Source organism: Nocardiopsis sp. NPDC006198, assembly GCF_040613895.1.
In the GTDB taxonomy this organism is placed as follows: domain Bacteria; phylum Actinomycetota; class Actinomycetes; order Streptosporangiales; family Streptosporangiaceae; genus Nocardiopsis; species Nocardiopsis tropica.
The window spans coordinates 1-12,966 of record NZ_JBEXSY010000106.1 but is presented as its reverse complement, the minus strand read 5'-3'; the positions used below and the strand labels follow the sequence as shown (position 1 = coordinate 12,966).

9 protein-coding genes are annotated in these 12,966 nt (G+C 73.1%); 3 read left to right on the top strand and 6 right to left on the bottom strand.

Features of this window, described 5'->3' with window-relative positions:
* Nucleotides 1-160: 160 nt before the first annotated feature.
* From ABZ234_RS33095 to ABZ234_RS33075, 5 genes are all read right to left on the bottom strand, one after another.
* Nucleotides 161-901: an anti-sigma factor gene (locus ABZ234_RS33095; RefSeq protein ID WP_355014669.1), complete on the bottom strand. Its 741-nt coding sequence runs from the start codon at nucleotides 899-901 to the stop codon at nucleotides 161-163.
* Nucleotides 898-1,512 (bottom strand): ECF RNA polymerase sigma factor SigK, encoded by a 615-nt coding sequence (sigK, locus tag ABZ234_RS33090; protein WP_267947520.1) that lies wholly within the window; start codon nucleotides 1,510-1,512, stop codon nucleotides 898-900. Before sigK ends, ABZ234_RS33095 begins: the two co-directional genes overlap by 4 nt.
* Nucleotides 1,513-1,822: 310 nt before the next feature.
* A complete protein-coding gene (locus ABZ234_RS33085; protein WP_355014668.1) occupies nucleotides 1,823-2,470 on the bottom strand; it encodes a fasciclin domain-containing protein in 648 nt (215 codons plus the stop codon).
* 68 nt (nucleotides 2,471-2,538) lie between these two features.
* Nucleotides 2,539-4,284: a molybdopterin-dependent oxidoreductase gene (locus tag ABZ234_RS33080; RefSeq protein ID WP_355014670.1), complete on the bottom strand. Its 1,746-nt coding sequence runs from the start codon at nucleotides 4,282-4,284 to the stop codon at nucleotides 2,539-2,541.
* A 77-nt stretch (nucleotides 4,285-4,361) separates the two neighbouring features.
* Entirely contained in the window at nucleotides 4,362-6,170 is a 1,809-nt protein-coding gene (locus ABZ234_RS33075) for a molybdopterin-dependent oxidoreductase (protein WP_355014667.1), read from the bottom strand.
* Between the two features lie 1,166 nt (nucleotides 6,171-7,336).
* Here ABZ234_RS33075 and ABZ234_RS33070 point away from each other — a divergent pair.
* Nucleotides 7,337-8,941 (top strand): OmpA family protein, encoded by a 1,605-nt coding sequence (locus ABZ234_RS33070; RefSeq protein WP_355014666.1) that lies wholly within the window; start codon nucleotides 7,337-7,339, stop codon nucleotides 8,939-8,941.
* Between the two features lie 253 nt (nucleotides 8,942-9,194).
* Here ABZ234_RS33070 and ABZ234_RS33065 read toward each other — a convergent pair whose 3' ends face one another.
* The gene (locus ABZ234_RS33065; protein WP_267947524.1) at nucleotides 9,195-9,899 is read right to left on the bottom strand and encodes a hypothetical protein; all 705 of its coding nucleotides are present in this window, start codon (nucleotides 9,897-9,899) and stop codon (nucleotides 9,195-9,197) included.
* A gap of 618 nt (nucleotides 9,900-10,517) precedes the next feature.
* On the opposite strand from ABZ234_RS33065, the gene ABZ234_RS33060 reads away from it, so the two are divergent.
* Both ABZ234_RS33060 and ABZ234_RS33055 read left to right on the top strand, forming a co-directional pair.
* Nucleotides 10,518-11,519: a LysR family transcriptional regulator gene (locus tag ABZ234_RS33060; RefSeq protein ID WP_267947525.1), complete on the top strand. Its 1,002-nt coding sequence runs from the start codon at nucleotides 10,518-10,520 to the stop codon at nucleotides 11,517-11,519.
* 211 nt (nucleotides 11,520-11,730) lie between these two features.
* Nucleotides 11,731-12,870 carry an ABC transporter substrate-binding protein gene (locus ABZ234_RS33055; RefSeq protein ID WP_267947526.1) on the top strand — a complete coding sequence of 380 codons (1,140 nt, stop codon included), beginning with the start codon at nucleotides 11,731-11,733 and terminating at the stop codon, nucleotides 12,868-12,870.
* Nucleotides 12,871-12,966: the final 96 nt, after the last annotated feature.

Here is a 12,966-nt window from a genome sequence, read left to right as displayed (position 1 = left end):
CCCGCCCCCGGCCCCGCGGTCCCCGGGCCCCGGGGCCCGGGCACGACCGGAGGACGGCGGGGCCCGACGGGGCCCCGCCCCCGCGGGAGCCCCGTCCGATCCCTTCGCGCGCCCGCCGGCCGCCCACCGGAACAGTCCCCTGGACTCGTCCGGCCCCGGGTCAGCCCTCGAAGGGCATCGCCATCAGCGGGTCCGAGGTCGGCTGTTCGGAGCCGCCCTCCGGCTCGACCGTGACCGCCACGCCGTCGGTGTCCTCGTCCTCCGGGGTCGCCAGCACCGGCAGCACGAACCCGGCCTCGTCCACCGACAGGACCCCCGCCGACGAGACGGTGCCGTCGGGGCGGGTCAGCCAGAGCTGGTAGTCCTCGTCCTCCAGCCGCTCCAGCCCGTGCGCGCTGAACACCAGCTGCCCGCCGGCCTCCGAGTGCACGACGGTCACGGACACGCCCTCCATGGGCTCGGCCGTGGTGTGGTCGGCGCCCGGGTCCGACAGCACGGCGGCGATCTGCCGCTCGTTCTGGCGCAGGCGCTCCACCTCGCGGATCTGGTCGACGGCCACCGCTCCCAGGGCGACCACGAGCACCAGGCACGCCGCGAGTACCAGCCCCGTGCCCCAGTTCCACCGATTGCGGCGGGGCTCGGGCAGTGGCTCGGGCGGCGGCGCGAGCTGGCGGGTCCTCGCCACCTCCTCCAGCACGAGCCGGCGCAGCTCCGCCGGGGGCGTGAGCGCCGCGGCGGAACCCAGCAGGGCCGTCGTCTCGGCGAAGCCCCGCACCTCCTGCACGCACGAGTCGCAGTCGGCCAGGTGGTCCTCGAACCGGACGCTCTCCCCCGGCGACAGCGCGCCGAGGGCATAGGCGCCCGAGAGCGTGTGCAGGTCCTGGCCCAGTCTCCTGCTCACCACTCCACCCCCAGGCAGTCGCGCAGCCGGATCAGCCCGTCGCGCATCCGCGTCTTCACGGTGCCCAACGGCGTGGACAGCAGACGGGCGACCTCACGATAGGTGTACCCGCCGTAGTAGGCCAGGCGCACGGACTGGCTCTGGAGCTCGGTCAGGGTGTCCAGGCACCGGCGCACCCGCTCCCGTTCGAGGCGGTCGGTGGCCTCCTCGGCCACCTCGTCGTAGGGGCGGTGCGTGTCGGCCGCCACCGCGCGCGCCTCCCGGTCCGTGGCCGCCTGCTCGGACCGCACCCGGTCCACGGCCCTCCGGTGGGCGAGCGTCATCACCCACGCGCGAGGGCTCCCCCGACGCTCGTCGTAGCGGCACGCGGTGCGCCACACCTCCACCATGACCTCCTGCGCGACCTCCTCGGACTGGGCCGGGTCCCTCAGGACCCGTCGCACCAGACCGTAGACGGCCGGACTGACCAGGTCGTACACCTCGCCGAACGCGCCCTCGTCGCCACGGGCCACCTCGCGGAGCAGCCGCGTGAGCCCCTGGTCGGACGGGGCGGGGGCCGCCGCCCCCTCCACGCGGCGGGGACCACGGGGCGCCGTGGCTTCCTCGTTCATCCGCTCCTCGTTCCTGGTCGGTACGCGGTCGTGCTCCTACGGCTCCTGCCCGGTGGCCGTGTGACGCACGGGCCCGGACGGCCCGGCGTCATCGCGCGGGCCGCCCGGGTGCGTCGTGCTCGGAGCCTGGGTCGTGTTTTCCGGATCATTCCGCCCTCGCGTCCACCGGGCCTCCTCGCGCGGCGCCTCCGCGCCCGTGGAGCACGACCAGTCTGGACCTCGCAGATCGTCTTGCGGGAGACCGCCCGGTCGGCCGCCCGCGCCGGTGTCGGATTCGCCGGCACCGGCGAAGGCATCCGGAGAGCACCCCCTAGGAGGGCATGAGCACGGTGTCGACGATGTAGACGGTCGCGTTCGAGGTCTGGACGTTGCCGCAGACCACGGCGGAGTCGTCGTCGACCGTGTAGTCCTCGCCGGACCCGGCGGTCATGACGTCCCCGCCCTGGAGCGACGTGAACGTGCCCTCCTCCAGGTCGGCGGGCGCGTGGCGTCCCTCGACCACGTGGTAGGTCAGGACCTCGGTGAGCTGCTCCTGGTCGGCCAGGAGGGCGTCCAGGTCCTCCTGCGGGATCTTCTCGAAGGCGTCGTTGCTGGGCGCGAAGACGGTGATGTCCTCGGCCGAGTTCAGGGTGTCGACGAGGTCGGCCTCGCCCACGGCGGTCACGAGGGTGGACAGCAGCGGGTTGTTGGACGCGGCCGTCGCGACCGGGTCCTGGGCCATGCCCTCGAAGCTGCCGTCGCCGTCCGCCGGCACGTCGGCACAGCCGGGGCCGAAGTTCTCCCCGGCCTCCTGCATCCCGCCGGAGCCCTCGTTCTCCTCCGTGGCGGGGCTCTCCTCGGCGCCGCCCGCGGCCGGGGTCTCGGCCTCCGTGTCCCCTTCCATCCCGCCGCAGGCCGACAGGCCGAAGGCGAGGACGGCGGCGGCTGCGGTGGCAGTGAGAGCGTTCTTGCGGATCATGGTTCTCTCCTTCAACTGGGTGAACTTCGGTTGTCTCGAACCGCTGCCCGGGGGCAGCGGAAGCGTGGTCACTCGGCGGTGAAACGGACTCGGTGCCACCCGGTGGCGCCGTTCGGGACCGGGTCGACCCGCTCCGGGGGCTGGGTGCGGCCGGCGGAGTCGGTGGCGCGGACCTCGACGGTGTGCTGCCCGGGGTCGACGACGGTCTCCGCGACCCACTGGACCCAGGTGTCGATGCCCGGAACCCGGGCCAGCTCGGCGGTCTGCCACGCGCCGTCGTCCACGCGGACCTCGACGGCGTCGACCCCCCGGTGCTGGGCCCAGGCCACCCCGGCGAGGACGACCTCCCCGGAGCCGACGCGCCCCAGGGGGGCGGGCACGTCCACCCGCGACATGGTCTTGATCGGCGCCCGCACGGCCCAGCCGCGCTGTGCCCAGTAGGCCTGCTCGTCGGCGAACCGGGTGAGCTCGATGTCGGTGACCCACTTGGTGGCGCTGACGAACCCGTACAGGCCGGGGACGACCATGCGGGCCGGATACCCGTGGACGGGGGTCAGGGCCTCGCCGCCCATGCCGACGGCGAGGAGGGCGTCGCGTCCGTCCATGACGACCTCCGTGGGGGTGCCGCAGGTCCACCCGTCGTGGGAGGTGCTGAGGATCTGGTCGGCGTCCGCGTGGACTCCGGCGCGGCGCAGGAGGTCCGCGAGGGGGTGGCCGAGCCAGCGGGTGTTGCCCGCGAGGTCCCCGCCGACCTGGTTGGACACGCAGGTCAGGGTGATGTCGGCCTCGACGAGGGGCAGACCGAGGAGTTCTTCCATGTCGATCTCGAACGGCCGGTCGACCATGCCGTGCACACGCAGGGTCCATCGGGAGGCGTCCACCCGCGGGACGGTGAGGGCGGTGTCGATCCGGTAGAAGTCCTCCGCGGGGGTGCTGAAGGGCGACAGGCCCGGCACACCGAGGTCGGTTCCGGAGGGCAGCGGGGCGAGCGGTTCGGCGGCGGCGGGGAGGGCGATCGCGGACCGCCCGCCCGTGCCGCCGAGGGCGGACGGCAGCAGGCGGCCCAGGGCGCCGGCCGTCCCGGAGGCGGCCAGGACCCCCGCCGCGGTCAGGACGAAGCCGCGCCTCCCGGGCCCCTGGGCGGGTCCCGGCTCGGGAGCGTGCGCCGTCTGCGCACCCCCGGTGCCGTGTGCGTCCGGGGCGTCCTGCGGGGCCCCCGGGGCAGGGGCGTCCTGCGAGCCCTGCGCGTCCGGGACGTCCTGCGCGTCCGCCGGCGCCTGCGGGTCTGCGCCTGTCGGCCCGTCCGCCCCGGCCGCGGCCTCCGCCGCCGGGCGGAGGTACCCGCGCGCGCTCCGGAGGAGAAGGGCGAGGGCCGAGGCCCCTGCCACCGCGCCGACGAGTACGGGGATCGCGGCCCCCGGCTCGTCGGCGCGGCGCAGGAGCACGGCGGCGATCCCCGCCGCCGCGAACACCGCCAGCCCTGCGTACCCGGCTGCCGGGCGCCGGAGCGCCACGACGCCGAGCACGGCCCCGACACCGAGGAGGACGACCGCGATTCCGGAGAGCAGTACGACTTTGTCGGCTGTTCCGAACAGCGAGATCGCCAGCTCCATCAGGGCCGGCGGTGTGTTGTCGACGACGGCGTCGCCGACAGCGATCACCGGTGGCGCGGTCCGGGCCAGCGCGGAGGCCAGCTCGGCGGCGCCCAGTGAGGCGCCGACCGAGAGGAGCCCCACGACCGTCCCGACGACGGTCCGTCGCCTGTCGCGTGGCGGGTTTCTCGTCCCGCGTGTCTCGGTGGTCACATGGGGTATTCGGACCCGGAGGCCGGGCGGATGGGTCGGCCGGGAACTTTTTTCCGAGGTTTTTCGAGGAGGGTCCTGAGCTGGGGCTACTCCGCGGTGAAGCGGATGCGGTGCCGCCCCTCGGCCCCGTCCGGGATCGTCTCCACCTCGTCGGAGGACTGGGTGTACCCGGAGGAGTCGGTGGCGCGCACCTCCACCGCGTGCATCCCCGGGCCGACCCGCGTCTCCGCGACCCACTGGACCCAGGTGTCGGCGCCCGGCGTCCGGGCCAGTTCGGCCGGCCACCACTCGCCGTCGTCCACGCGGACCTCGACGGCGTCGATCCCGGTGTGCTGCGACCAGGCCACACCGGCCAGGACGACGTCCCCGGCGGCGGTTCGCGTGAAGTCGCCGGGAACGTCCACCCGCGACATGGTCTTGACCGGTCCCCGCTCCGCCCACCCGCGGTCGGACCAGTAGGCCTGCCTGTCGGCGAACCGGGTGAGCTCGATGTCGGTGACCCACTTGGTGGCGCTCACGTAGCCGAAGAGGCCGGGCACGACCATGCGCGCCGGGAACCCGTGCTCGTGAGTGAGCGGACGGCCGCCCATGCCGACGGCGAGGAGGGCGTCGCGCCCGTCCATGACGGTCTCGGTGGGCGTGCCGCAGGTCCACCCGTCGTGGGAGGTGCTGAGGATCTGGTCGGCACCGGCGCGGACGCCGGCGCGGCGCAGGAGGTCCGCGAGGGGGTACCCGAGCCAGCGGGTGTTGCCGACGAGGTCGCCGCCGACCGGGTTGGACACGCAGGACAGGGTGATGTCGGCCTCGACGAGGGGCAGGCCGAGGAGTTCTTCCATGTCGATCTCGAACGGCCGCTCCACCCTTCCGTGGACCCTCAGCACCCACCGGGAGGCGTCGAGCCGGGGGACGGCGAGGGCGGTGTCGATGCGGTAGAACTCGTCGGCGGGGGTGCTGAACGGGGTCAGGCCGGGGATGCCGAGGTCGGTTCCGGAGGGCAGCGCGGGCAGCGGGACGGCGGCGGCCGGCAGGGCCGGGGCGGGCAGCCCGGGGGGACCGCCGAGGAGGGCCGGGAGCCGGAGGCCGAGCGTGCCCGCCGCGCCCGAGGCGGCCAGGACCCCGGCGGCGGTGAGGACGAACCGCCGCCCCGCGCCGGTCGGCGCCGACCCGTCTCCCCCGGCGGGCGCGGACGGGCCGCCGGACCCGTCGTCCCCTGCGGGCCGGCGGGCGCCTCGGCCCTCATCGGCCCCGGGGGTTCTCGTGTCCGCGTCGGTGACCGGGCCCGGGGCCGTGCCGGGAGCCGCGTCCGCATCCCCGGTTCCGCCGGGTCCCCTCCCGGAGGCGTCGCGCCCGTCCGCCCCGGCCGGCGGGGCGGCTCCCCCTGTCCCGCCCGCGCTCCTCAGCAGCACCGCGAGCGCGGCGGCCCCGGCGAGGGCGGCGCACACCACGGACAGCGCCGCACCGGGGTCGTCGGCCCCGCGCAGCCACGTCGCGGCCAGCCCCGCGGCGGCGAACGCGGCCAACCCGGCGAAGCCGACGGAGGGGCGGCGCAGCGCCACCGCCCCGAGCGCGCCCCCGGACACCGCCAGGACGGCCACGATCCCCGCGAGGAGTACGGCCTTGTCGGCGGTCCCGAACAGCGTGATCGCCGTCTCCACCAGCCACGTGGGGCTCAGTTCCACGACGGCGTCGCCCACCGCCACCACCGGCGGGGAGGACCGGACCGCGGCGGCGGCCAGCTGTGCGGCGCCCAGTGCCGCGCCGACGACGAGCAGGCCGACGACCGGCCCCGTCCACCGGCCGGGGAACGGCCTCGCGCGCGCTGTGCCCTCCCCCGTCCCGGCGGTGCTCGGGCCGGAGGCGGGATCGGCGGACCGGAGGGACCTCTTCGCGGACATGCCACCAAGAATCCCCCACCCGGGGGTTCACCGCCAGAGCCGTCGCCGTCCACGGCGGGGCCGGGCGCCTCCTGGACGCACGTCGAGGGCCCCAGCGCCGAACGGCGCTGGGGCCCGAGAGTTCAATACCACCTACCGGCCGCTGCCGGTCTTCCGCTGCCCGAAGTCGAGCTGGGACGGGATCGCGGGGATCGCGGTTGTGTGACCGTGGACCACCTTCTTCCGAACCGGGCCTTGCGGTGCCCGGGCGAACGTTCCGCGCCGGGCGGTCCTGATGGCACCTACTCCTCTCGATCTCACTGCGTGCACTGTCTTCCACTGCGGTGCTACCGGCTCCCGGCGCCGTGCCGCTGAGCGCGCCGGTCGAGCCCTACCGCGTTCTTCGTCCTGCTACGGCGTCCCCTGGACGGGCAGGATGCCGGTCCTGCGTACTGCGGTGCTGCTCGTACTGCTTGTACAGCGGTGCTGCTGTCCTACCGGCTCCCGGTGTCTTGAAGCACGTGCACACCGTCGAGCCGTCCTGCGTTACCTCCTGTGCGGTGTTCCCCGGTACGGGCGGGACACCGGTACTGCGGTGCTACCGGCTCCCGGCGCCGTGCCGCTGAGCGCACCGGTCGAGCCCTACCGCGTTCTTCGTCCTGCTACGGCGTCCCCTGGGTGAGCGGGATGCCGGTCCTGCGTACTGCGGTGCTGCTCGTACTGCTCGTACTGCTTGTACTGCTTGTACTGCGGTGCTGCTGTCCTACCGGCTCCCGGTGTCTTGAAGCACGTGCACACCGTCGAGCCGTCCTGCGTTCCACCGGCGTATCCGGTGGTCCAGCCGTGTATCTCTGTGGCTACGACAGGAAATCTAGCAGCACTGAAGGGGCATGTCTACTCCAGCCGCTGTAGTTTTCTGAGCTTTCCGGGAGAAGGTTTCCAGGAGGCGCGGGGGGACCTCCGGCCGTCCGCCGTCCCGGCCTCCGGCGGCGGGGCCGAGGAGAGCGGGGCCGGGCGGCCCGACGGCGCCTGTCGGCTCCTGTGCCGGTCCCGCCCTCCCGATTCCCGGACATCCCCCCTCCGAGCGGCCGGTATCCCGCCAACCGGGGACGTGGCGGTCGGTTCGGCCCTCCGAGTGCTGGAGGATGTTGCCGGTACGCCTCCCTCAACGATCGGAGTTCCCCCACATGGCGCGGAAGACGCCCATCACCGTGGTCGCGCTGATGGTCTCGGGCAGTCTCCTGCTCAGCGGCTGCACGGTCACCGCGGACATATCCGACTGGTGGTCCGAGACGTTCGGAGACGCGTCGGGGCCGCCGACGGTCAGGGAGGAGTTCCCCTACGTCCGCGAGGGGCGCATCTTCCAGGACACCGGGCAGGACACGGAGATGCACTTCGCCGTCACCGGCCTGGAGCGCACCGACGACTACACCGTCATGTACTACGAGGTGACCTACCCCGACGAGTTCTCCGGGCCCAACCGCAACCTGAGCATGGCCCACACCCTCGTGGACCCGCTCAGCGGCCGGGTCTACCGCCAGTTCCTGGACGGGGAGGGGCTCAAGTACGGGTCGGAGAGCCCGAACCAGGACGGCCTGTACCCGGTCCACGACGGCGTCACCAACGAGTACGTGCGCTACTTCCCCCGCATCCCCGACGAGGTGCGGCAGGTGACCTTCGTCGGAAGCGGCCTCGGAGCGATGACGGGCATCCCCGTCCAGGACGTGGAGGAGGAGCGGCCGGACCCGGAGAGCCCCAACGGTCCCGACCACCTCACCCTGGACGCTCCGCCGCCCCGCGGCGAGAACCTCACCTTCGTGAACCGCCGCCCCGACGAGGACGCGGTGGCGGACGAGGGCTGGGTGCAGAGCTTCGTGGACTCCGAGATCGCCTCCACCACGCGGGACGGCGACCGCGAGATCATCTCCCTGCACTCCGACGTCATGTTCGAGTTCGACCGCTCCGACCTGACGGCGGACGCCGAGGACGTGGTGCGCCGGGCCGCCACCACGCTGGCCGCGAACGTCGATCCGGACGAGCCGGCCATCACCGTCATCGGGCACACCGACGGCATCGGCGACGACTCCTACAACGACAACCTCTCGGTCGAGCGGGCGGAGAGCGTCCGCGACCTGCTCGCCGAGGAGCTGGGCACCGACTTCACCCTGGAGGTCGAGGGCCGGGGCAAGCGCGAGCCGGTCGCCCGCGAGGGCGGGCCCGACGACGACGAGGCCCGCGCCCGCAACCGCCGCGTCGAGTTCTCGTACGTGTTCAACACGACGGTCGAGGCGACGGAGGAAGAGGAGTACGACGACGACGGGCTGGGCGTCGCGCAGCGCAACGTCACCTGGCCGGCGCCCTACGACGCGGACCCGGGGTCCGTGGTGGCCGAGGGCGAGCTGGACGGGGTGCGCCTGGAGGTCTACCCCCTGCGCCGCGACGGCGCGTACGTGATCGGCACGGTCGCGCTGACCAACACCACCGACGAGCCGACCATCCCCGACCTGGGCGGTCAGGAGGCCGTGCAGGCCGGTGGCCCGGAGCAGTTCAACAAGGGCACGCTCGGCGGTTTCCAGCTGCTGGAGCCGGAGAGCGGGCTGGTGCGCTACGTGGCGCAGATGGACTTCGGCGAGGGCCGCTACAGCAGCTTCGCCGAGGAGGTCCACATGCTCCAGCCCGGCAACACCTACAACCTGGTCGCCGTGTTCCCGGCGCCTCCGGTGGACGTGGAGGAGCTGACCCTGCGGGCCGGGCCGTTCGGCGAGTTCGAGGAGGTCCCGGTCGAGTACTAGCCGGCCGGAGGCCCCGCCCCCCGGTGCTCCGACAGGTGCGGTGGGGCCCGGCGGGCCGCGGCGGAGACCCGGACCCGCCGGACCCCGCCCCCGGCGCGGGGCCTCCGGGGCTCATGGAGCCCCTGGAGCCCCGGAGGGTCCGGGACGGGGGCGGGGGCTGGACCGGGGTCGCAGAAGCCGCGAGGGGCCGTCAGCGCGACGCTGACGGCCCCTCGTCGTGTGTGCGGCGTCCGGAGCCCGGCCCCGCGCGCGGTCAGCCGCGGACGCGCTCGGCGGCCTGCATGACGATCCGCTCCAGGTCCTCGCGGGGGACCTCCTCGCCGTAGGCGATCACGGTCACGTACAGGTCGCCCGGCAGGGACAGGTACAGGTTGCGGCTCGAACCGTCCACGGTCCCCACGTACTCCAGGTCGCCGCCCAGGGAGTCGGACTCGTCGGTGTGGTAGGTGTCCACGTCCACGTCGATGTCCACCTCCCAGTTCATCTCCTCCTCGGCGCCGGGCACCTGGACGACGTCCGGGTTGGCGCTGGGGTCGGCGCCGGACGTGAAGACCAGGGTGAGGGAGGGGGCGCCCGCGGTGCCGCTCCCGTCGCTGAAGGAGCACACCACCTGCTCGGCGCCGTCGATCCCCTCCACCGGGCCGGCGTCCTCGGCGAGGACGGGGCCCGGGGCCAGGTCGCCGACGACCTCGGCGGCCCCGGCCGCGGCGCAGGAATCGGGGAGCCCGTAGGACGAGGCCTCCTGCTCCGTCTCCTCTTCCTCCCCCTCCTCGGCGCCGGGCTCGGCGCTCGGGTCCTCGTCCGGTGACTCCTCGCCGTCTGCGGAGAAGAAGCTGAAGTCCATGTCGAACTCGTCGGTGTCGACCACGTCACAGCCGACGAGGACGAATCCGCCGACGACGACGGCGACGGCGGCCGTGCCCAGGCACGACAGGGGGGAGGACGGGATCAGTCGCATGGGTGGCTTTCGGTTCGGGGAGCGCCGGGCGGACGGGAGTGGCGCCGACGGGGGACACACGGAAACCTAGCAAGTTCCGCGTCCCCCCATCGATCGGACACCGCCGCACCTCGCCGTCCCGCCCGCGCCCCGTCCCGCCCGGGCGCCGACCGCACACGGCGGCGGCCCGCCCCCGGGGATCCTGGCGCCCCGCCCGACCCCCGGAGCGGGGGACGGCGGACGGTCCGGCGCGGGTCCCCGGCGGCGGATTCCGCGTGTGTTTTCGGCATACCGGGATCAGGATCCTGGATAGTCGGCACCGTTGAGTCCGTTTTATGTACTTATGTGGCGAAACGGTGAACTCTTTCTGGTTCCGGTGGTTATAACGTGTGTCACGCCCGTTCCATGCGAAACCTCTCGGAGGCCCTGGCCCCCGAACTCCCCGAGCCGGTTTTCCCCCGCACCCCGACCCCCCTTCCAGAACTCCCCCACCCCCCTTTTTCAAGCCCCTGATCTCGACGTATCCGTTTTCCCGCCGTTCCTTTCCCCGGCCCGGACCTCCCGGACGCGACGCCCGCCGACCCGGTCCGGGGCGGGTTCCCCCGCCCGTCCGAACATCTTCGAGAGTGAGACCCGTCCATGCTCGACGCGGACATCCGCCTGGAGTGGTTCGTCTCCTTCCTGGCCGTCATCGACACCGGGAGCTTCGTCGCCGCGGCCGAGTCCACCCGCAGGTCCCAGCCGCGCGTGAGCCAGCACGTGGCCGCGCTCGAACGCGAGATCGGCCAGCCCCTCTTCGACCGCAAGAAGCGCCCGGTCCGTCTCACGGAGGCGGGTGACGCCCTCGCCGTCCAGGCCCGCAACGTGCTCCGCGCGCTGGAGGCGGCCGAGTCCGCCATGGCCCCCTGGCGCGGAGGCACGCGCGGCATCGTCTCCCTCGGCTCCTACCCGAGCGCCAGTGCCGCGTTCGTCCCCGGCCTCCTCAAGAACCTCATCGCCGAGGACCCCGACGTCAAGGTCGTCCTCGTGGAGCGCTCCACCCTCGAACTCGACGAGGCCCTCGCGTCCGGGGGCATCGACCTCTACCTGCGGCCGATGTCGCCCCGGCCCACGTCCCCCTCGGTCACCAGCCTGCCCCTGTGGTCCGAGCCGCTCGTGGTCCTGCACGCGGAGGGCCACCCCCTCGGGGACGTGCCCGACCCCGTGCCCGTCGACGCCGTCGCGGAGCACCCCATCGTGTCCATCGGGCGTCTCGACGCCCCGGAGACCTCGGAGTTCGAGTCCTACCGGGTGTTCCAGGAGCGGGGGCTGCAGATCGACCCGATCCAGGCCACCAATCAGCCGCAGACGCTCGTGTCGATGGTCGCCGAGGGCATCGGCGTCGGCGTCACGAACTGGCTGGCGGCGTCGATCGCGGACACCAGCGGGGTCCGGATCAGGCGGCTCGAAGGGCCCCCCGAGCGGCGGGTCGCCGTGTGCTGGGACTCGACGCGCCCCCTCACCCCGGCCGCCCGCAGCGTTCTGCGGACCATCACCGAACAGCCGAGTCCCACAGGCACCGTCAGAGTCATCTCGCCACGGAAGCGTTCATCCGACACAGTATTCACTTCTCGAATACCGTCATCAGGGAATAGGACTTAACGCCAGGGTGGCGCGGATAGTAGCGTCAACCACGCGAAACGGCGGAGGGGATTCAGACCGGCGCGAACCGTCATCCCCTTCCGAGCTCCCCCTTTTTCACTCTCCGCTACCCCCGTTCGTGACAGGCGACAGCCATTCCCCGATCTCCCCTGGTGGGTCGGGGTGAGCCGGGGTTCGCGGGGGTGCCACCCTGTGTGATCGGAAGAAGTCCATGCCTCGACTTTCCCAGCTGTCCCTCGCCGCGACATGTTCGTCGGTGCTTCTGCTCACCGCCTGTACCGGGGGCTCGACCGTCGACGACGACGTCGAGGGCGCCGACGCGGGCTCGGGCTCGCTGACGAGCATCAACGCCGGCTACGTCTCCGCGATCGACCAGATCGGCCTGCCGATCGGCACCGAGCGGGGCCTCTTCGAGGAGCGCGACCTCGACGTCACCCTCGCCGAGCCCTTCCCCACGGGCGTCGACGCGATCAACGCCCTGGAGGCGGGCGACGTCGACATCATCCAGGTCGGCACCCCGGCCATCGCGGCCGCGCAGGAGGGCGCCGAGCTGAGCCTGGTCGGCAACTACACCGGCTCGGCCACCCAGCGCAGCATCGACGAGACCGCGGCCATCGTCGCGGCCGAGGGCTCCGAGATCGACGGCGAGGACCTGTCCACGCTGGAGGGCAAGTCGATCGGCGTCTCGATCGGCTCCATCAACCACCTCTACCTGCTCGGGCTGCTGGAGGACCTCCGCATCGACACGGACGACGTGGAGCTCGTCAACACCGCCCCGCCGGACATGGCGGTGGCCCTGGAGACCGGCGGCATCGACGCGGCCGTCATCTGGGACCCGTGGCCGATCACCATCACCGAGCAGGTCGAGGGCTCGGAGATCGTCCTGAGGGGCGGCGGCTACATCCCCTTCATCGGCTACATCGTCACCACGCCGACCTTCCTGGAGGAGAACCCCGAGGCCGTCGAGGAGTTCCTCGCCGCACGGGCCGCCTCCGACCAGTGGATCCGCGAGAACCCCGAGGAGGCCGCCTCCTCGGCCGTCCAGTGGCTCACCGGCACCGACCCCGAGGTCGCCCAGGAGGCCATGCAGTACAACGTGGCGCAGCTCGACCCCCGCTTCTCCGCCTGCAACTACCTGGCGCTGGACACGGTCGGGCAGCTGCTCGCCAACCAGGGCGAGATCGACTTCGACTTCGACATCAACGACTACTTCGAGCCCGGCCCGATCGTGTCGGTCATGGAGGAGAACCCCGAGCTGTTCGAGGACCTCCAGGACATCCCCGACGCCGCGGCCATCGACGCCGACTACAACTTCGTGCGTGAGATCGCCCAGGAGTCGTGCGCGGTATGACCCCCGACCCTGTGCCGGCCGCCGGGCGCACCCCGCCCCGCGGCCGGGCGGCCCGGAGGGCCCGCCGCGGCTCCGGGGACGGGGTCGTCGGGGCGA

Coding starts and splice junctions, on each gene's coding strand:
- sigK (WP_267947520.1), bottom strand. CDS start 1,512: ATGAACGAGGAAGCCACGGCGCCCCGTGGTCCCCGCCGCGTGGAGGGG.
- ABZ234_RS33085 (WP_355014668.1), bottom strand. CDS start 2,470: ATGATCCGCAAGAACGCTCTCACTGCCACCGCAGCCGCCGCCGTCCTC.
- ABZ234_RS33075 (WP_355014667.1), bottom strand. CDS start 6,170: ATGTCCGCGAAGAGGTCCCTCCGGTCCGCCGATCCCGCCTCCGGCCCG.
- ABZ234_RS33070 (WP_355014666.1), top strand. CDS start 7,337: ATGGCGCGGAAGACGCCCATCACCGTGGTCGCGCTGATGGTCTCGGGC.
- ABZ234_RS33065 (WP_267947524.1), bottom strand. CDS start 9,899: ATGCGACTGATCCCGTCCTCCCCCCTGTCGTGCCTGGGCACGGCCGCC.
- ABZ234_RS33060 (WP_267947525.1), top strand. CDS start 10,518: ATGCTCGACGCGGACATCCGCCTGGAGTGGTTCGTCTCCTTCCTGGCC.
- ABZ234_RS33055 (WP_267947526.1), top strand. CDS start 11,731: ATGCCTCGACTTTCCCAGCTGTCCCTCGCCGCGACATGTTCGTCGGTG.